Annotated in this window: 12 protein-coding genes and 1 other annotated feature; of the genes, 2 read left to right on the plus strand and 10 right to left on the minus strand. The window is 63.8% G+C overall.

The genetic code is table 11. The annotated features are described in order from the left end of the window. The 9 genes from CVS48_RS08530 to tssA form a co-directional block, all read right to left on the minus strand. A complete protein-coding gene (locus tag CVS48_RS08530) occupies nucleotides 1–2,457 on the minus strand; it encodes a type VI secretion system Vgr family protein (protein ID WP_100854059.1) in 2,457 nt (818 codons plus the stop codon). Beyond that, a complete protein-coding gene (gene tssH / locus CVS48_RS08535) occupies nucleotides 2,457–5,165 on the minus strand; it encodes a type VI secretion system ATPase TssH (RefSeq protein WP_100854060.1) in 2,709 nt (902 codons plus the stop codon). The genes CVS48_RS08530 and tssH overlap by 1 nt, the downstream gene beginning before the upstream one ends. Further along, nucleotides 5,162–6,205 (minus strand): type VI secretion system baseplate subunit TssG, encoded by a 1,044-nt coding sequence (gene tssG, locus CVS48_RS08540; RefSeq protein ID WP_100854061.1) that lies wholly within the window; start codon nucleotides 6,203–6,205, stop codon nucleotides 5,162–5,164. Before tssG ends, tssH begins: the two co-directional genes overlap by 4 nt. Then, entirely contained in the window at nucleotides 6,169–7,893 is a 1,725-nt protein-coding gene (tssF, locus tag CVS48_RS08545) for a type VI secretion system baseplate subunit TssF (protein ID WP_100854062.1), read from the minus strand. The genes tssG and tssF overlap by 37 nt, the downstream gene beginning before the upstream one ends. A 3-nt stretch (nucleotides 7,894–7,896) precedes the next feature. Next, nucleotides 7,897–8,316 (minus strand): type VI secretion system baseplate subunit TssE, encoded by a 420-nt coding sequence (gene tssE, locus CVS48_RS08550; RefSeq protein WP_100854063.1) that lies wholly within the window; start codon nucleotides 8,314–8,316, stop codon nucleotides 7,897–7,899. 42 nt (nucleotides 8,317–8,358) lie between these two features. Beyond that, nucleotides 8,359–8,847: an Hcp family type VI secretion system effector gene (locus tag CVS48_RS08555; RefSeq protein ID WP_050445814.1), complete on the minus strand. Its 489-nt coding sequence runs from the start codon at nucleotides 8,845–8,847 to the stop codon at nucleotides 8,359–8,361. 101 nt (nucleotides 8,848–8,948) lie between these two features. Next, complete coding sequence (gene tssC / locus CVS48_RS08560; RefSeq protein ID WP_100854064.1) at nucleotides 8,949–10,436, minus strand: type VI secretion system contractile sheath large subunit; 1,488 nt, start codon at nucleotides 10,434–10,436, stop codon at nucleotides 8,949–8,951. 3 nt (nucleotides 10,437–10,439) lie between these two features. Further along, nucleotides 10,440–10,958, minus strand: a complete 519-nt coding sequence (tssB, locus tag CVS48_RS08565; RefSeq protein ID WP_100854065.1) for a type VI secretion system contractile sheath small subunit — start codon at nucleotides 10,956–10,958, stop codon at nucleotides 10,440–10,442. Between the two features lie 24 nt (nucleotides 10,959–10,982). Further along, nucleotides 10,983–12,569, minus strand: a complete 1,587-nt coding sequence (gene tssA / locus CVS48_RS08570; RefSeq protein ID WP_100854066.1) for a type VI secretion system protein TssA — start codon at nucleotides 12,567–12,569, stop codon at nucleotides 10,983–10,985. 377 nt (nucleotides 12,570–12,946) lie between these two features. On the opposite strand from tssA, the gene CVS48_RS08575 reads away from it, so the two are divergent. Next, on the plus strand, nucleotides 12,947–16,558 hold the full coding sequence (locus tag CVS48_RS08575; RefSeq protein WP_167400965.1) for an ATP-binding protein: 3,612 nt from the start codon (nucleotides 12,947–12,949) through the stop codon (nucleotides 16,556–16,558). 126 nt (nucleotides 16,559–16,684) lie between these two features. Next, nucleotides 16,685–16,738 (plus strand) — a sequence feature (sul1 is cis-regulatory element that is thought to sense ions involved in sulfur or methionine metabolism; They are found in Alphaproteobacteria). Nucleotides 16,739–16,823: 85 nt separating this feature from the next. Continuing rightward, nucleotides 16,824–18,308, plus strand: a complete 1,485-nt coding sequence (locus CVS48_RS08580; protein WP_100854068.1) for a SulP family inorganic anion transporter — start codon at nucleotides 16,824–16,826, stop codon at nucleotides 18,306–18,308. A 785-nt stretch (nucleotides 18,309–19,093) separates the two neighbouring features. Here CVS48_RS08580 and CVS48_RS08585 read toward each other — a convergent pair. Beyond that, nucleotides 19,094–20,227, minus strand: coding sequence for an IS481 family transposase (locus CVS48_RS08585; protein ID WP_100854069.1), 1,134 nt, complete (start codon nucleotides 20,225–20,227; stop codon nucleotides 19,094–19,096). Nucleotides 20,228–20,560: the final 333 nt, after the last annotated feature.

The following is a 20,560-nucleotide window of genomic DNA, read 5'->3' on the forward strand; positions in this document are numbered from 1 at the left end:
TTACCCGAGCATGACGACAGTGCCGTTGATCGTGACGTCGCCGCCTGTCGTCACCGCCACGTCCGCGGTGGCGGTGAGCTCGATCGAAGGGCTGGTGATGGACGCGCTTGCACTGGTCAGGTTGACAGTCGAGATGCCGCCTTCGACCAGCGTTTCCGTCAGGCTGGTCACCGTGGCCTTGGTCCAGCCGTCAAGCGTGGCGATCGAGCTGCTGAGTGTGGCGCCCGCAGGTTCCAGCGACAGCGACGACGCCACCGAGCCCATCCAGGCGTCGGGCGTGAAGAGCTTGTAGGTCTCCAATGCCGTGGTCTTCATCATGCCGACTTCCTCGGTCTTCTCCGCCAGGATGCCGTTCCATTTCCCGGCGACCCACTTGGTGAAGGCGTTGGCGTAATTGGCGTTGTCGCGCACGATGTTCTTTTCCAGGAGGTTGATCTCCTTGGCGGCCACGCACTCCATGCTGAGCTTCACGCCCAGCGTCGATTCGAAGGTGGCGGCTTCGTTGAATTCCACTTTGCCGCCGAAGAAGTGCCCCAGCGTCAGGGCTTCCACGCTTTCGATTTTCATGCCCATGAAATTCTCGACGACAATCCCGCCACTCTGGCCCACCGTAATGCCGGACGGCATGTCCTGCGCCTCCGATCCCAGGAAGTTGGCCTGGGTTTCATCGGAGTCGGACCCCGCGCATACGCGGTAGTGGCCCGGCACTTCAATCAGCATGCTGCTGCCGGCATACAGTTCGCCGTGCAAGTTCGTCTTCAAGTGGAACCCGTCGTTCACACCTTCCTCGTCCGACTGGCCCAGATTCATCGAGGAATCCTGCGTGGGGCTGTACAGCCGGATGGCCGGTGCGCCGTCGCCGCCCGGCTGCGCGTCGGCCAGCACCATGGTGTTGCCGCCGGGCGTGCCGATTCTGTGGTGCGCTGAATTCTGCGCGTTGACCACGCTGGGCGCCTCGGTATTGGGCAGCGACGAGACGATCACAGGGCGATCCGGATTGCCGTTCAGGAACGCGATCAGGACTTCCGTGCCCTCGCGCAACGGAAAATGCATGCCTGCATCCGACAGGCCTTGCGACGACGCCCCGCCCGCATAGGGCGTGGCCATGCGCACGAAGGCGGAATTCTGTTCACCGTCGTAACGCTGCTTGGTGAACAGGAAGCGGATCTTGTACAGGCCGTTGGTGTCCGGTTGGGCGAACCGCCGGGGTTGTCCAGGCGTGGCAACGTCGACGAAACCGTTGACCAGGCGGGTGACCTGCGGCACGGGAGTAATGCGCGGTGCGCGGTACTGCAGGGGAGGCGACGAGGGATCGTCAACGTCCAGCCAGCGTGGCAGCGCCACAAAGGTCGCCCGGTAGGCCGGAATATCGGTTTGAGGCGAGGTCTCGACCGTTTGCGTGCCTTCGTGCTTGACCTCGATCACGTAGTACTGCCGCGCGTCCACACCGCGCAGATATTCCGAGACGGCAAGCAGCCTGGCCGCGCGGATGCCGGGCGTGTGCGCTTCGCCCTCCAGGCGCACGCGCTGGCAGGAAAGTTCCTGGGCGCGCCAGGAGGCAAGCGCCGAGCCCGAGATGGCCGAGGTGCTTTCCAGCTGTTCGAAATGATCGTCCGACTGATGGACCTCGCCCAGGCCCAGGACCGTGGCGGGCTTCGGCACGCTGGCCTGGCTCGACAGGGTAATGGTGGTGTTGCCCTGTTCTTGCGAGTCGTGCAGCACCACCATGTTCGGCGTCAGGCCGACACGCCGGTTCAATTGCATGATGGCGATTTCGCGCACGTCGGGGTCGATCATGCCCCGGGGGTAATACACGGCGGTGTCCGGGTCGGCAGGCTGCTGCTCGACGCTGTTGGCAAACACCACGGACTCCTGTTCCGAACCCTGCTCGAACCAGAAATAGACGCCGTAGTATTCCAGCTTGCGCATCAGGAAATCCAGGCAGGTTTCCTCGAACTGGCAGGTGAAATCGGCCTGCGTCTGCGTCAGCTGCGTCGCGGCGATCCGGTAGTCGTAGGCGGTGTCGTCGTTGCTGTAAGGCTCTGTCAGGCCGGCATACCCGAGTAGCTGCTTGATCAGATCGGCCAGGTCGCGCTTCAGGTAGATGTCCGACCAGCGCATTGAACGCAGGCGCGCAAGCCGTGGCTCCAGCGCCACCTGGTAGTAGTAATGGGTCTCGTCGCGCCCTTGCTCCGCGCCTTGGGTAATGATGCCGTGCCATTGGCGCACCGTGCCGTCCGGCGCCTTCGCGGTCAGCGTCGCGGGCTGGTCCAGCAGTTTCTCCAGCGCCAGGTCGCCTTGCGCGACCGCGAAGGTGATATCAAAACGATACGGCCGCGACACTGCCTCGGTGCCCTGCCAATGCGTCACGATGACGTTGGCGGCGGGCACCGCCTGACCGTGCAGCATTGAACTCAGCGCGGCGCAATCGAAGGCATAGTCGTAGGCGTTGGACATTATGCCGTGGCCTCCGTCGGCGTGATCTTCCAGCCGCCGTCCGTGCCTGCCTCGACATGCAGCGCGCTAAGCGAGCGGCCCTCGGCCAAGGCGGACAGGACCGTGTCGGACAGCACCGGTGTCAGGCTCTTGCGCAGGATGAAGTCAATGTTGCGCGCGCCGCTGTCGACTTCCGTGCAACGCGCGGCGATGGTGTCGGCCACGGTCGCCTCGAACGTCAGCGCGATCCGGTTGGCGGCGGCAAGCCGCTGCTGCAGCTTGGCCAGCTTCAGCTTGACGATGCCCGCCAGTTCGGACGCGGGCAGCGTGTAGTAGGGCACGACGGTCATGCGGGCCAGCAAGGCCGGCTTGAAGTGCCGCGCCAGCACCGGGTGTATCGCGCTTGCCAGCGTATCCGGATCCGGACGCCCGTCCTGCGCCAGGCGCGTGATTTCCTCGGTGGCCAGGTTGCTGGTCAGGAACACCACCGTGTTGCTGAAGTCGATGATGCGGCCTTCGCCATCGGCCAGTGTGCCCTTGTCGAAGACCTGATAGAACAGGTTGACGACGTCCAGGTGCGCCTTTTCCACTTCGTCGAGCAGCACGACCGAGTAGGGCCGTTTGCGCACGGCCTCGGTCAGCACGCCGCCTTCGCCGTAGCCGACGTAGCCCGGGGGCGACCCCACCAGCCGGCTGACCGTGTGCTTTTCCTGGAACTCGCTCATGTTGATCGAGACCAGGGCCTGGTCGCCGCCGAACAGTTGGTCGGCAATGGCCAGCGCGGTTTCGGTTTTACCGACCCCGGAAGGGCCGACCAGCAGGAACACGCCCATGGGTTGCTGCGGATCGCGCAGGCCCGATTGCGCGGCCTTCACGGTGGCGGCGATCTGGTCCACGGCGTGGTCCTGCCCGCGAATGCGATCCTTGATGTGGTCCGCCAGGGCCAGCACGCCGTTGACCGCGTCGCGCTGCATCTTGCCTAGCGGCACGCCGGTCCAATCGGAAACCACCCGCGCCACGGCGTCGGGGTCGGTCTCGATGAACACCAGAGGCTCGTGGCGTTGCAGTGCTTTCAATTTGGCACGCGCCGCTTCGAGCTGCGCGTTGAGGGAGGCGGCATCCGCGGCATCCACGCCCGCGGCAGCCTGCGCGGCGTCATCGGTCGCCGCGCTGTCGTTTTGCTGAGCCTTTGCCTCGGCGGCTGCCTCGGCCTCGCCCACCTGCCGGCGCAGGTCGAGTACGGCTTGCGCGGCGTCGCGCTCTTCGGTCCAGCGCGCGTGCAGCGCGTCACGGCTGCTTTCCAGTTCGGCGCGCTCGGCGGTAATGGCTTCCAGCCGCTCGCTGTGGCTGCCGGGTTCGTAGCGAACATCGCGCGCCAGCGCCTGGCGCTCGCGCTCCAGCCCCGCCAGGCGGCTTTCCAGGTTTTCGAGTTCGGCGGGCTTGATGCCCAAGCCAATGCGCACGCGCGCGGCCGCCGTGTCCAGCAGGTCGACCGCCTTGTCGGGCAACAGGCGGCCGGTGATATAGCGGTTGGAAAGTTCGGCCGCGGCCACGATGGCGTCGTCGCGCACCGTGACGCCGTGTGCCGCCTCGTAACGGTCTTTCAGGCCACGCAGGATCTGCACGGCGGTCGGCACGTCCGGCTCATCCAGCTTGACGACCTGGAAGCGGCGCGCTAACGCCGGATCTTTCTCGAAGTACTTTTTGTATTCGCTCCAGGTGGTGGCGGCAATGGTGCGCAACTCGCCGCGCGCCAGCGCCGGCTTGAGCAGGTTGGCGGCATCGGAGCCACCGGTCTGGCCGCCCGCGCCGATCAGCATGTGGGCTTCGTCGATGAACAGGATGGTTGGGCGCGACGCACCCTTGATCTCGTCGATGACGCCGCGCAGGCGATTCTCGAATTCGCCCTTGACGCTGGCGCCCGCTTCCAGCAAGCCCAGGTCCAGGCCCAGCAGGCGCGTGTCGCGCAGGAACTCGGGCACGTCACCATTGATGATGCGCAGCGCCAGGCCTTCCACCACCGCGGTCTTGCCCACGCCCGGTTCACCGACGCAGATGGGGTTGTTCTTGCGGCGGCGCGCCAGGATGTCGATCATCTGGCGGATTTCGCTGTCGCGCCCGAACACCGGGTCGATCTTGCCGGCGGCGGCCTTGGCCGTGAAGTCTTCGCAGAAGCGGTTGATGGCGGCATCGCCCGCGGCGGCGGGCCGGGCGGAGCCACCCGAGGCCGAGTCCGCGATCTGCGTGCTGGCCTCGTTCGAGCCGTTGACTATCGTGTCGAAGTCGCTGGTCAGCTTGTCGCGCGAGATGGCGCGCAGCGTTTCGGCGTAGCGGGTGCCGGCGCCGTAGTAGCTAAGGCGCGAGACCAGCGCCAGCAGCATCGCGCCACTGCGCACGCGGCTTTCACCCAGGGTGATCGAGGCGGTCAACCAGGACTCTTGCGCCCACTCGGTGAGCAGGCCCGCGAACACCGGCCGGCCAGGGTTGCCGTTCTTCAACTGGGCCAGGCTTTCGTCGAGTTGCGCGGTCAGGCGCAAGGGGTCGATATCAAAGTGGGCCAGGATGCAATGCACGTCGCCGCCGGGCTCTTCAACCAGCCTGCGCAGCATGTGTTCAACGGCAATTTCGTAATGGTTGCGGGCCAGCGTCAAGCCGGCGGCGCCTTCAAGCGCGGCCGAGCAAGTGGGGTTCAGGCGTGCGAACAGGGGTTTCAGTTCCACCAGCATCATTGCAAAGGCCTCTCGGAGATTCGTGTTGATTCGGTTTCAATCGGCAGGAAGATCTGGTCGTAGCGCGGCCACGGCCCCGTGGTGTCGCCGGGTACCTGCTCCGGCAACCACGTGTTCAGTCCCAACGTGTGCCAGCCTTCGCCCAGGCTTGCGCCGGGCCGCTGGGGGTCTACATTCAACGCCAGCTCGCAGCGCAAAGGCGTTTTCAGATACAGCGCGATCGCATTCACCAGTTCGGTGTAACGCTCCGTGCCTGGCAGCAGACCGGCCAGGCGCTCGGCCGATATGGGGCCGACATGCACCCGCAGGGCGCCCGCGCGTTCGTCGATGCGGCTGCCCAGCAGGGTGTCTTCTCCCAGGCGGCATGCCTGTTCGCCCAGCAGGCACTGCGCGGCCTCGGGGATGGACACCGTTTCCGTTACGCAGGGCTCGACTTCCACCGGCAGGTTGTCCAGCAGGCCCGACACGAGCGACTGCAGGCCCAGCGCGGAACGCGGGAACTGGTTGAAGTTTCCCGCATGCGGAAGCAGGGCGCGCGCGGCCTGCCAGCGCGTACCGCGTTTGCCGCCCAGGCCGACCAGCGCGAACAACTGGTCCAGGCGCGAGGAGTCGCGCCTTTCGGCGACGGCCAGCCACAGCCGGTTCTTTTCCCATGCGCGGAACAGCAACGGATACAGCGCGGCGTGAAAAATATCGAGAAAGTCGCGCGCGGTGGAGTTGCCCTGCAGGTATTGGTCGATCAGGTCTTCGGTATAAAACGTGGGCAGCGGCGAGGTCACCCCATACAGCCCGAAGAAATTTGCCGTGATGCGGTACTTGCCCGCGTCGTCGCGTTCGATCGTCTCGATATCGCGGTCGGGAAAAGACAGGGAAACCGACGGGCGCACGCGCACATCGCGGTTGAACACCGCCTCGTCGGGGTTGCGCAAACGCAGCAGACGCAACGCCTGGAAGAAGGCGTAGCGATGGCCTTCTTCCAGCAGTGGGTCGGTGCCCGACACCGCTACAGCAGGCGATAGCGGCCGATCTTGGCGGGCCATGTCAGGGTCTCTCCGTTGACGGTATCCACCAGCGTCAAGGCGCTGAAGGTGTTCAGGGCGATGGTGCCGGCCAGGAATTCGTCCAGCACGGTGCCGAACAGGAACAGGCTGCCCGGCCCGGGGAAATGGTCCCCCCGGCATTCGATGCGCACTTCGCTGCCTTGCACCGGCATGCCGCGCACGATGCGGCGTGCCGACTCGACATTTACGCTGGTAATGGATTCGATACTGCGGCGCGCCGCCGCGTTGCGCTGCGCGTCCACCTGGCGTGGCGGCACGTAGAGCGACAGCAGATCGCGCAGTTGTCCTTCACTGGCCAGCGCCAGATGGTTGGCGTTCAGGTGCGACAGCACGCGCCATAGCAGGGCGCTGTCAATGACGGGGGGGCAATGCGGCGTCACGCCATGGATGTTGCGAAACCCCACGCGGGGCGGCGAGTTGTCCGTGGGCTCACAGATATCGCCCAGACGCAGACCTTCTGGCAGATCGCCGTGGGTGCAGGTGAGCCGCGTGGACAGCGTTTGCATCTGCGGCATGCCGCCCTCGGTGTAGGGCAGGCTCAGGTAGTGGTCGTAGCCGCGATGCAGGGCGGAAGGCCGGATGCTGATGTTGTACGAGGCCTGGTCGCCGCCGCGAAACGCGGAGAAAGGATGGTATTCACGCTCGACCCCATCGGCGCCGCGCGCGCTGACGGCATCGACGGAAAAAATCCGCTCGGCGGCCTTGCTGGTGCGGGCAACGGGATGGATGCGGTAGTCCGGCTGCAGGTGGTCCACCCTGATCGGGTGCGCGTCCTGGCTGAACAGGTTGGCGGCCGGCGTCGCGTTCATGATGAAGCTGGACGGGCCGACCGCGGGCGCCCAGTCCGGCACCTGGTCGAACACAAGCTGTATCGAAAAACCCTTCGCGGCGCCGCGCGCGGTCCATGTCGACAGGCCGGTGAAATCCAGGAACAGCAGCTTCTCCGGCAGCGCGAAGTACTCGTGCAGGACGCGCCAGGCCGGGTGCGCGCCGGGCGGCCACGGCAGCAGTTCAAGATCGGGGCGCAGGCCCGCGGGCTCGATGCTGGACGGCGGCAGCACGGTGATGGGGCCGTTCTCGGCGCTGACGCGCACCTCGCGCACGTAGCGTTGCAGCAGCAGGAACAGCCGCGCGGCATCGGCGGGGGCGTCTCCCAGGAACATGCGTACCCGGTCGCCTTTCCAATCGGCCGCCGCGGGTCCTGACATGGTGAATTGAAGGCGCAGCGAGCGCGGCCGCGTGCCGCCGCCTTCCCACTGCGCGGACTTCAGTTCAACGGGTTCAAGCGTGACGGGAAACGAGGCGCGAAAAATCGTGCGCTGTCCGTCCACGGGCACCGAAGCGAATTCCGTACCCGCGGGAATCGTGACCGGTCCTTCCAGTGTCGAGCGCGGCTCGTAGCGCATGATCGTCATGCAGGGCAACGGCCGCAACATGTGCGGAAACAGCAATTGCGCCAGGTTCTGGATGAATTCCGGAAAGTCGTCATCCAGGCGATGCCGAATCAGGCCGGTCATGAAGGCGACGCCCTCTAGCAGACGCTCGACGTCGGGGTCGCTTGCGCTATCCGCGCCCAAGAGCGGCGCCAGCGCAGGGTTGCTCGCGGCGAATTCAGCCGCAAGCGTGCGCAAATAGCCCAGTTCCTGTTCGTAGTAGCGGTTCAACATGCCTTATTGCCTTCGCAGTGAAACTTTGCCGTTGGACGCCACGTGCGACGCCAGCCGCACGGGAATTTCGCGGTCGTCCACCGCGATGAAGCCTGAAATGGCGAAGCCCAGCGAAAGGACTTCGTCCTGCGTATTGGTGAAAGTGATCTGCGGCTGGCGCAGACGGGGTTCGTAACGCTGGATCATGCGGCCGATGTCCTCGATCATCTGCGTAGTCGTGCCGCTGCTGAACGAGCCCGCCAGATTGGTGAAGTCGGGCACGCCAAACGACAGGTCGATGGGCACGCTGCCCTGACGCGTGTTCAGGATGCGACGCAAGTGGTCCAGGATCGAGTCGACAAGAACCTCCGCCCGCGTGATGTGCGAACGTTCAACGTCCGAACCCAGGCTGGCGATGCGTTCAAGCAGGCGGTGTTCTCGCATGGGGATGCAGGCGGGGCGGGCGCATGCGCCCGCCGCTCGCCATTACGCCTTCGGCGCGAGCCAGGAGTCTTCGGACTCGATGCCGTCGGGTTCCCACGTCCAGACGATCTTCTCGTAGGTCAGCTCCACATCTTCCATGTGACCCAGTTGGCGATTGTCGGGTTGCAGGCAGTTCGGCACCCACAGGCGGGTACCGACGACCACCGCGTTGGTCAGCTGGATGGTGTAGTACTTCTCTTCCGTGCCCTTGGGGCTGATGCGGTAGAACTCCAGCGTGACGTCCTTGAGCTGTTCGCCCGAGCACAGCGCCTGGTAGATCTTCGGCGAGGACTTATCGATTTCCTTGACGAAGGTCAGGCCCAGATGCTGGCGCTTGCCCGAGGGCAGGCCGGACTGCGGGTTCTTGGGGATCTCGATCTTGTGCTCGACCGCTTGCACAAGGATCTTTCCCTGATGCCCGCTGATTTCGCAGGATCCTTCGATCTTGCCCTGGTTCTGTCCTTCAAGCGTGAGGTAGCACGGCATGGCCATGGTAAATTTCTCCTTGCAGTTGTTGAGTCTGAATGCAATTGCAGACGAAACCGGAGGCGTGCCGGTGGCAGCCGGCACGCCGGTTCCGCTGGATCAACGGGTTAGCTCTTTTCGAGTTTGCCCACCAGCGATAGCGTGAAAGACGCACCCATGTACTTGAAATGGGGACGAACCTTCAGGCCCACGCGATACCAGCCGGGATCTCCCTCCACGTCCGATACCGTGATTTCCGCCTGGCGCAGCGGACGGCGGCTACGCACGCCCGGCGCCGGGTTGTCCATATCGGCCACGTATTGGCGAATCCAGTTGTTCAACTCCGATTCCAGGTCGGTCTTTTCCTTCCAGGTACCGATGTTTTCGCGCTGGATCACCTTGATGTAGTGCGCAAGGCGGCTGACGATGAAGATGTAGGGCAGTTGCGTGCCCAGCTTGTAGTTAAGCTCCGCGTCCTTGCCTTCCTTGTTGTTGCCGAAGAACTTGGGTTTCTGCACCGAGTTGGCCGAGAAGAACGCCGCGTTGTCGGTGTTCTTGCGCATGGTCAGCGCGATGAATCCCTGCTCGGCCAGTTCGAATTCCCGGCGTTCCGATATCAGCACTTCGGTCGGGATCTTGCTCTGGGTTTCACCCATGGCCTCGTAGTTGTAGACCGGCAGATCGCCCACCGTGCCGCCACCCTGGGGCCCGATGATGTTGGCGCACCAGCGGTACTGCGCGAAGCTGTCCGACAGGCGGCTGGCGAAGGTGAACGCCGCGTTGCCCCACAGGAAATCCTTGTTCCCGCCCGACACGTCTTCGTTGTAGCGGAACTTCTTGCTGGGCACGGTATCGTCGCCGTAGGGCACGCGCAGCAGGAAGTTGGGCATCGTCAGGCCCACGAAGCGCGCGTCTTCCGTTTGGCGGAAGGCATTCCACTTGGTGTATTGCGGGCCTTCGAAAACAGCCGAAAGATCCTTCAGGTTCGGCAGGTCGGCGAACGAATCCATGCCGAAGAACTGCGGGCCGGCCGACGCAATGAACGGCGTGTGCGCCATGGCGGCGACGCTGGCGATCGATTGCAGCAGCTTGACGTCCTGGCCGCCGGGGCTGAAGGCGTAGTTGCCGATGATGGTGCCGAAAGGCTCGCCGCCGAACTGGCCGTATTCGGCGGTGTAGACCGCCTTGTACAGACCGGAACGCGTGATGTCGGAGGCATCCTCGAAATCTTCCAGCAGCGCCTGCTTGGAAACGTTCAGGATCTCGATACGGTTGTTCTCGCGGAAGTCCGTGCGGTCGATCAGGAATTTCAAGGAGCGCCACGAGGATTCCAGCTTCTGGAATTGCTCGTTGTGCATGATGGCGTCGACCTGACGGCACAGCTTGCGGTCCAGTCCCGCGATCATCTCGTCGATCAGGCCCTGGCTGACCTTTTCCTGCGAGCGGCTGGGCTCCAGCAATTCGGCAACAAAGGCCTCCAGGCCCTGGCGCGTAATCGAATAGGCTTCGTCGCCCGGCTTGACGCGGGTGGACTCGATCAGCTGGTCGATCAGCGAACCGCCTTCCTGTGCCGCGCCTTGCGCGCCTTCTTGCTGCTGCGGGGATTCCTGGCTCATCACTTACTCCTTGGCCTTGCCCGACTCAGCGTCGGATTCCTGTACGCCCAGTTCGCCCAGCAGCCGTTCGCGGGCGCCTTCGTCCTGGATCAATGCCTGCAATTTCTTGCGGAATTCGGGCAGATTGCCCAGCGGACCCTTCAACGCCTTCAGGGCTTCGCGCAGTTCGATCAACTGGCGCAGTTCGGGCACCTGGCCCACCAGCGCATCAGGCTCGAAGTCGCGCAGGTTCTCGAACTTGAGCGACACGGGAATCGCCTCGTCGGATTCACCTTCGGCAAGTCGGTTCGGCACCGACAACGTCAGGTTCAGGTTCTGCGCCTTCAGGACATCGTTGAAGTTGTCCTTGTCCACCTGGATGGGCTTGCGCTCGTCCAGCGGGGTTTCGGTTTCCTGCAACGTGAAGTCGCCCAACACCAGTTGCTTCAGAGGCAGTTCGACTTGTTCCTGTGCGTCGCCGGTGGCCGGCTTGTAGACGATATTGACGCGTTCCTTGGGGGCTACTGATCCTTCATTGGCCATGGTTTTCTCCTAGGTTCCGGTGGGTCAGGCGGCGGCGGTTGACTGCGAAAGTTGCCAGGCGGCCCGGCAATCCAGGCTGGCCAGCTTGGCCAGCAAGGGATGGGAGGGCCCGGCGTCTTCCGCGCCGTATCGCAGTTCGACGGCCGCCGCCAGTGCAAGGGCTTGCCGGGCAAGCTCCGGTTCCCATTGCTGCAGGCGGTGGGCGTCGAGTTCATCAATCAGGGGGGACATCAGCGCGCGAATATCCGCACGGTCGTCGAAGCGGTGCAGCAGCGCGCATTGCGCCAGCCGCAGGCGAAAGCGCTTGCGCAGCCCTTCCGTGCGGCGCGCAGCTTCTTGCAGGCGGTCCAGGGCATCGTCCAGGCGTCCGGCAGCCGCATCGGCCTCGGCGGCCGAGGAAAGCGATTGCAGGTCGTCGGCGTCGTCGTGCGTGGTGGACGCGCCTTCACCAGCACCGGTGAAGCTCTCCAGCCAGGCAAGCGTCTGGGCGTCAGCGAAAGGCTGGCCATCGTTGAATTTCATGCCGGCCAGTTGGGGCAGTCGGGCGACCAGGCGGCCAGTCTCGAACCCGACGCAGGCCGCGGCATCGGCGGCGCCCAGGCGGGTCAGCGCGGCATGGCTTGCGCGGTTCAGGTCCAGCCAATAGCGATGCGTGATCAGGTGCGACTCCGCGAACTGCACGACGGCCTGCGGTTCGCCGGTCTGCGCGATCTGCTCGAAGCTGCTGACGATTTGCAAGGGCGGCGGCATCAGCAAGGTGACGCCGCCTTGCGCAGGCGGTGTCTGTTCCAGCGTGGCCCAGGCGCACACACGATTCAGGCGAAACAGCAAGGGCAGCGTGGGCTGCGTCTGCAGATACCAGTCAACCAGCGGGCGCAGGCCGGTCAGTGCCGCATCGGCGGCAGCCCCCGGATCAGCCCCTGCGGCAGGGGGCGCCGCGATGCCGGCGGCAGGGGGCGGCGCGGCGGACCGGCTGACTGCGGCCTGCGCGGCGACGGGCGCGATAGCGGGCGCCTGCTGTGGCGCGGCGTCAACGACGGGCTCAGGTTGCGCAGGCGCCTCGACCGGCAAATTCCGCAGGGCGGAACGCAAGCCGTAGAAGGCAGGGGCTTCGTCATCGTGACGCTGCCATTCGCTGTCCAGCGCTTCCCAATCTTCAAGCATGGCCGCGTGCGCGGCGGCCGGCATTGCGGGGTAGCTGTCGCGCCCCGCCTGCAGGCGCTCGTTCAAATGGTCCAGCAACCACTGGATCTGATTGCGTCGGCCGCGCATGCGGGTGACGGCGGGCGACATGTCTTCCCAGTAGGTCGCGACCAGGTCGCGCAAGACACGGATGCCTTCGCCCAGGCCCGTCAGGCCTGCCGTTTCAAGCAGGCCGGCGGCGAGCCAGGTGCCGACCGCCAGATCCTTGCCTTCCTGCTTGAGGATGCCGTTGGCCAGCGCGACAACCGATGTCCAGTCCACGGCGGTGCTTGCGTGGATGTCGGTCAACTGGTCGATGTGCGCCTTCAGTGCCGCGAATGCTTCACCATCGCGCGGGCTAACGCCGGCGGGGTGGTCGGCTTGTATGGGTTGCTGCCCTACATCACGGTCGAAAAGCACTGCAGACACAATGTCTCACCTGTAATAAACCGATACGAGCGGGATTTCCCTGACTCGGATGTCGGCCCACCCTCTTATCCTGATGGCGTAACCGTTGTTACTTCCGCTTTGGAAATGATGCTATCGACCCCCCGTTGAGAAACCGTTGAAGCAATTGCTCCCCCTGTTGTTACATTGCGGCAGCAATTAAACGTTTATTAAACGTTTGCAAAGTAAAACGGGCCGGTGTTACCTTCCGCAAGATTGGGGGGACAACCGCCAGAAGACACAACAACTGTCACGGGGAAAAGAAAGAATGCTCATCAGTACAAGGCGCCTAGGGCAAACCCTTTAGGCGCGGCCGCTTGGTCTATCAGGGTCCCATGCATCCCAGTCTGCTGAGGCCCGTGCAACTACGTCTGTTGGGCGAATTCGATGTCGCCGTGGGGGACGTTAGCGGTGCGCGCGCCATCACTTACAACAAACCGAAGCTATTGCTCGCATTGCTCGCGCTTGCGCAAGGCAAGCCATATGCACGGGCGGATCTGGCCGACATGCTGTGGCCGGATGAATTGGGCAATGGGCGTGCCAACCTCCGGCACGCCTTGTTCGTGCTGCGGCGTCTGTTCGAAAACGTGCCGGACGTGTGGTCGGGCACGAACAGCACCCTGGCGCTCAATCCCCAGGTCATCATGGTGGACGTCCTGGCCGTTACCGGCAGTGCCGGCTACGAGGCGCTTGGCCTGGAAGAGCGCTTGTCCTATGACAGGGGCCGACTGCTGGAATATTCGGAGCTACCCGAAAGCGCCGCGTTCAGCAGCTGGCACACCAGTTGGCAATCGCGTATCGAGCGCGAGATCTCGGAATGCCGCAAGACATTGTTGACGCGCCTGGGCCGGGAGGGCAGGCAAGCCGAGGCGATGGAGCATGCCAAGCAATGGGTGCAGACTCACCCGGAGGATGAAGGCGCGCATCGCCAGCTGATACGCCTGCTGCTGGACAGCGGCAATCGCGATGCCGCCATGTTGGCTTTCCGCGATTGCGTCAGCCTGATGCGCGATCGCTTCGACACCGAGCCCTCTGAAGAAACCCGCGCGCTGATGGAAAACGTCGTACCGCCGGCGGAGCTGGGCGGCGTGACCTTGCGCGAGCAAAGGCACTACCGCCCGCTGGCGGTGCTGGCCGTGACCGTATCGGCCGACGATCCCACCCTGCAGCCCGAGCAAACGCTGCATGGCATGCAGATGGCGCGCAGGCACTTGCAGGATCTGGCGCGCAAGGAAGGGGGGCAGGTGCTGCTCGGTCTGGCCAGCAATATGGCGATCGTTTTTGGCCACCCGGTTCTGACCGAGCGGCCCGCGCACGCCGCTGCTCGGCTGGCGTGCGCCATTCGCGATCTGGCCTTGCCGCCGGGCATGCGTGTCGGCATGGGCCTGCACGCGGATATCGCGCTGGTGCACGCCGACGAGCGGCCAGATGGTGGCGCGCTCGTCACGCAAGAGGCCATGCGGCTAAGCTACCTTGCCGAGGCGGGCGAGATACTGATCGGGTCGGCGGTTCGTGAACGCCTGATGGATCAGTTCGCCGTGCGTCGTGAGAAGCGGCATGGGCGCGAGCTGTGCTTGCTGGATGCGCAACTCGAGGCCGCGGCGGTGCATCGCATGTTCGGCCGGGTGCGTGAATTCGACAGCCTGGTGCGCATGTGGGCGCGCCTGCCCATGGCGCAGCCGCCGACGGCCATGATGGTGCGTGGCGAGCCCGGCATAGGCAAGTCGCTGCTTGCCGGCGTGACGGCGGAATATGTGCGCCGCACGGGCGGTGAAGTGTGCGTGCTTGCCTGTTACGAAGGTCATAGCGAAACGCCTTTCCATCCGGTCCGCGAGCATTTGCTGCAACGCCTGTCGCTGGAATGGGGCACGGTCGATAGTGCCGAACCGGGGTCGGCCGACCTGCCGACGCGCTCGGTCGATATCCTGTGCAAGCGCGCGGGGCTGGATCCCAGCTTGCGGCCGGCACTCAAGCGGGTGCTGTTTCCTGAGAATAGCCGCGGCGAAGCCGGTGTCCCGGTATCAGGCCACACCCCGCATGGCGCGCTGGTCGATGCGTTGGCCGCCATTCTGGCGCATCACGAAAAGGGCGAAGGGCCGCGCCTGCTCATATGGGAAGACCTGCATTGGGCGGATCGATCCAGCCTGTCTCTTATCGAGGCGTTGATGCGCCGGACCGTACGGGGGCCGATGATGCTCCTGACCACGGCGCGCGAGGAATTCGTTCGCACATGGGAAGCCCACGATCTGCGCCTTAGCCCCCTGGACCGCCAAGCCATGGGGGAACTTGTTGCCCACCGCTCGCGGGGGCAGCGCCTGGCGCCCGCGCTGCGCGCCAGGATCGTTGAGGGCGCCGAGGGCGTTCCCCTGTACGCGGAAGAAATGGTGCGTCAGGTCGCGCTTGGCACCGATATCGGGGTGACTCCCGTCATTGCCGACCTGGTCGCATCGCGGCTGTCCGCGCTGGATACCGCGGCACGCCACCTGATCCAGTTCGCCGCCGTGGCAGGCCGGCTGGACGATGCCTTGCTCGCCCGCGCGGCCCTTGCCGCCGGATTGAACCGGCGCGATATTCCGCGCTTGCTGGGGGACTTGCACCGCCACGGTCTGATCGACGACGGCATCCCGGCCAACTTCCGGCATGAACTGATCCGCACCGCCATTTACCGATCACTTGGCCCGCAAGAGCGCCAGCGCCAGCATGAGCAGGTTGCGCAGTACCTGATGAGCCTGGATCCGCGCACCAATGCGCCGGAGCCCGCGCATATCGCCCTGCACCTTGATCATGCGCGGCACGCGGATGCCGCGCATTGGTGGTGCCTGGCCATGCGGGACGCGTTGGCGCAGTCGGCCGTGGGAGAAGCGCAGGCCTTGAGCGAGCGCGCGCTGGGAGCGCTGCCGCTGATCGCGGATGCGGATCTGCGCCGCAAGGCCGAACTCGAGTGCCAGCTTTTGCGGGGGACGTTGTTCACGGCGATCAAGGGCGGGGGCGCGCGCGAAACCTCGCAGGCCTATGTCCGTACCGCCACATTGCGCGTCAGCGACGATAGCCCGCATATCCAGTTTCGCCAGATGTGGGGCGACTGGGTCGTGGCGCTGTGCACGCGCCCGCATGCGGAAAGCGTGCAATTCGCCGAACGCATACACCGCCACGCTGAGCTGACAGGCGATGGACTGCACCTGGGCTGGGCGCAATATGCCTACGGCGACAGTCGTCTGTGGATGGGCGATGCCGCCAATGCGGAGCGTTGGCTGCGCGCCTCCGTTGTGACGCTGAGCAGCCAGTCGGATCACAGCCTGCGCTTCGCCTGCTGTGGCGCGGATGGCGCCAGCCTGGCTAAAGCGATGCTGGGTCTGGCCTTGACGCTTCAGGGGCGCGACGCGGAAGGGCAGGCCTGCGCGCGAGCCGCCCTGGAAAGCGCCGATGCGCTCGACCACCTGGCCAGTCGCGTGCTGTGCCTTAGCCTGGTGGTCAGGCTGCATTGGCTACGGGGCGACGAGGACGCGACGCGCGAGACGGCGGCGCGTTTGTCATTCCTGGCCGGGCAAGCAGACTTTTCCATCTGGAAGGAACTTGCCCTGGGCTGGACGGGATGGGTGAATGCTTGCAATGGCGACAGATCGGGCGTTGCCGACATTGAGCGCGCGGTCGGGGCATGCGGCAAGGACCTGCCGGTCATGCAGTCCACGATGGAACTGATGCTGGCGCAGGCGCATCTGGCCTGGAACCAGATGGACGCGGCCACGGTGGCCGTTGAACGGGCAGGGGGGCTGATAGAGAAGTTTGGCACCGAGTCCCTGCGCGGAGAGTACCTTCGTTTACTGGGCGACACCTGGGAAAAACGAGGCGATGGCGCGCGGGCCGTGGCGTGCTGGCGGCAAGCCTTGACGGAAAGCCGCCGCCTGGGCCTGTCCATGTCGGCCAGGAAGGCAGAATCCCGAGTATGGGATGGCGCACCACAGGCGGCCTAGCGGGCCACTTTTTTTAGCGCGGCGCACTTGGTGGCGGACTCTTCAAAATAAGCATGCCCCCCAACCCGTGTAAAATCCACCCCCGCAGCATCTGCAATGGATGCGCATCGCCTCGACAGCGATACCAGTGGACTCGGCTTGGCCGGGTGGCTCGGCCGGGCGCCTATCCCTCGGACAACTCCAAGCGAATCACGGCTCGCTCCGGGACCAAAACAAACCCTCCTCGGTGTGAGGCATCGCTTGCTAACGTCAGGTTAGCCAATCAATGTCTTTTCTTTCTTCTTTTCGTCGCGAATGGATGTCCAATCCTCGCAACGACATTCTTGCGGGCATCGTCGTTGCCCTTGCGCTTATCCCTGAAGCCATCGGCTTTTCCATCATCGCCGGCGTGGACCCGCGACTGGGCCTTTACGCCTCGTTCTCCATTGCCGTGATCATCTCCTTGGTGGGTGGTCGGCCCGGCATGATCTCGGCGGCGACGGCCGCTGTCGCGGTGCTGGTGGGTCCCCTGGTCAAGCAGCATGGCGTCGAATATCTGTTCGCCGCCACCATCCTGATGGGCGTCTTCCAGGTCATCGCCGGATTCCTGCGGCTTGATCTGCTGATGCAATACGTGTCGCGGTCGGTGGTCACCGGCTTTGTGAATGCGCTGGCCATCCTGATTTTCATTGCCCAGTTGCCGCAGTTGATCAACGTCACGTGGGTCACCTACGTGATGGTGGCGGGCGGGTTGGCGATCATCTATCTGTTTCCGCGCCTGACCCGGGCCGTGCCATCGCCCTTGATCGCGATCATCGTGTTGACGGCCATCTCCATTTACTGGGGCCTGCCCGTCAACACGGTGGGTGACATGGGCAAGCTGCCGTCGGCACTGCCTTCGTTCCTGATCCCGGACGTGCCCTTCACCCTTGAAACCTTGCAGATCATTTTTCCGTATTCGCTGACCATGGCGGCGGTGGGTTTGCTGGAATCGATGATGACCGCGCAGATCGTGGACGACATGACCGACACGCCCAGCAACAAGCGGCGTGAATGCAAGGGCCAGGGCATCGCGAACTTCGTGACGGGTTTCTTTGGTGGCATGGGCGGTTGCGCCATGATCGGCCAGTCCGTCATCAACGTGAGGTCGGGCGGGTCGACGCGGCTTTCCACTTTCGTCGCGGGTTCCTTCCTGCTGTTCCTGATCGTGGTGCTGGGGCCCTTGGTGGCCAGGATTCCGATGCCGGCATTGGTCGCGGTCATGATCATGGTGTCCATCGGCACGTTCAGTTGGGGTTCGATCCGCAACCTGCGCTCGCATCCCTGGCAGTCGTCGGTGGTCATGCTGGCGACCGTTGTGGTGGTGGTTTGGACGCATGATCTGGCCCGGGGCGTGCTGGCGGGCGTGCTGTTGAGCGGCGTGTTCTTCGCGGGCAAGGTCAAGCGGCTTTTCGCGGTGACTTCAGCCTTGTCGGAAGACGGACGCACCCGTACCTATTACTACGCGGGGCAGGTGTTTTTTGCGTCCACCGAGCGCTTTGCCGAAGCCATCGATTTCAAAGAGGTCGTTGACCGCGTGGTGCTGGACGTTTCCGCCGCGCACTTCTGGGACATCTCTGCCGTAGGCGCCCTGGACAAGGTCGTGATCAAGCTGCGCCGCGAAGGCAAGGCCGTGGATGTCGTCGGTTTGAACGCCGCCAGCGCCACACTGATTGGCCGATTCGCGATTCACGAAAAAGCCGGCGCCGACGCCAAGTCCTTGGGGCACTAACGAGACAACATGTCGAGAATACTTGGATGCCTGGATGCCTGGATGCCCAGATGCCTCGCCCTACGCCGCGTCGGTTTGTGACTTGTCGGCCTGGGCGGCGCCGCGCCCAGCGACTTTGCCTTGTAGGATGGGTGTAGCGCGGCATGGTGTAGGCAAGAACATTAACGCCGAACGCGCGGAACCCATCACGCAGCGCTGAACGAGGCTAAGGCTTACCGCAGGAAAACAGCCGGTAGATGATGGACCAGGGCTATCCAATCTGCCGGCTGTTCTTGCTTTTGGCGGTCTACGTATTCGTCAGGCGCCGGTTGATGGGTTTCGCGCGATACACACCGGTATTCTTTTTGCGGATCTGGCGCGCTCCACCCATCCTACATTTTGCAGTTTGCCGCCTTGTAGGATGGGTGTAGCGCGGCACGGTGTAGACAAGAACATTAACGCTGAACGCGCGGAACCCATCAAGCAGCGCTGAACGAGGCTAAGGCTTACCGCAGGAAAACAGCCGGTAGATGATGGACCAGGGCTATCCAATCTGCCGGCTGTTCTTGCTTTTGGCGGTCTACGTATTCGTCAGGCGCCGGTTGATGGGTTTCGCGCGATACACACCGGTATTCTTTTTGCGGATCTGGCGCGCTCCACCCATCCTACATTTTGCAGTTTGCCGCCTTGTAGGATGGGTGTAGCGCGGCATGGTGTAGGCAAGAACATTAACGCTGAACGCGTGTATGGACCGGGGACATGGGTGACACATGTTCGGGGACATGGGTAACACATAGGTTTTTATCCTATTGGGGTGCTCTGAGGTCGATCTGTTGAACAATTTTGTACAGGAAGACGACATCAAGCACGCCGTCTTGCGAGGAGGGTCTGACCGCGACAGGCAGACCCGCCATTCCCTCTCCGACGAAGACGACGCGTCCGTTCACAATGATCTGCCCTTTGGTCCTGACCTTGAGCACTCGATCGCCCGGCTCGTATTCGATCGGAGGCAACGAGGCAGGATAGCGACGAGGGCTAGGTCTATATCTCGACAGGGGCGGCATCTGCCCCAACGCCTGGTGGGGCCGGACGTGGTTGTACTGTTCACGCCACTGATCCATGGCTTGCTGGCAGTCCGGCAGACTGCTAAACCCCCGGGCCTGGATCAACTCGCGCTTGAGCGTTCGATGCAGGCGTTCTAGCTTGCCTTGGGTTTGCGGATGATGAGGGCGACTGTGGCTGATACGCACACCCAGCCGCATGAGCCAAACCTCCAGGCCTGTCAGCCCCAGGCCGCGCACCGATGCCCAGGATGGGCCGTTGTCCGCGGTGATCCGTTCGGGCAATCCGTAACGGCGAAATACGGCCTTCAGGTGCTGCTGCACGGTTTTGCTGCGCTCATCGCCACAAGCCTGGATGCACAGGGCGTAGCGTGAGTGATCGTCCAATAGCGTCAGCGGATGGCACCGTCCCTGACGCGCGTCGGTCAGGGCAAAGTGCCCCTTGAAGTCCATCTGCCACAACAGGTTTGGCGCCTCATGCTCAAAGCGCTGGTTCGCCAGCCCGGCGTTCGAGTCCTCGCCTTGGACCCGATAGCCATGTCGTCGCAAAATTGCCGAGATGGTACTGGGCGCGGGCGCCGTAGTCGGCCCAAGCAGCGCCCGCAACTTGCGAGGCCCCCAGTACGGGTAACGCTTGTGCAGGTCGATCACCTGCGCTTCGATTTGCTCACACGTGCGCCCAGGACTATTGCCTGGCCTGCGAGACAGATCTTGCAACCCAGCCTGGCCGTTCTGCTCGTAGCGGCCCAACCACTTATATGCGGTCTTGGCGCTGATATCGAAACGCCGGCAAAGCTCCCGCACATTGCTGCCCGGTTGCAGGGCAAGCTGAACGAACTCCATTCGGCAGGACATAAGGCTTGACTCCTTCCACGGCATCGCTCGCTCCTAAAAACGACCATACCGTGATGCTAGAAGTGTTACCTATGTCCCCGAACACCCGTTACCCATGTCCCCGGGCCATACAAACGCGCGGAACCCATCAAGCAGCGCTGAACGAGGCCAAGGCTTACCGCAGGAAAACAGCCGGTAGATGATGGACCAGGGCTATCCAATCTGCCGGCTGTTCTTGCTTTTGGCGGTCTACGTATTCGTCAGGCGCCGGTTGATGGGTTTCGCGCGATACACACCGGTATTCCTTTTGCGGATCTGGCGCGCTCCACCCATCCTACGTTGTCGTTGCCGATGGCTTCGCATCCTTGCTGGTCATGG

This window comes from Achromobacter spanius, from assembly GCF_002812705.1.
Classification (GTDB): domain Bacteria; phylum Pseudomonadota; class Gammaproteobacteria; order Burkholderiales; family Burkholderiaceae_B; genus Achromobacter; species Achromobacter spanius.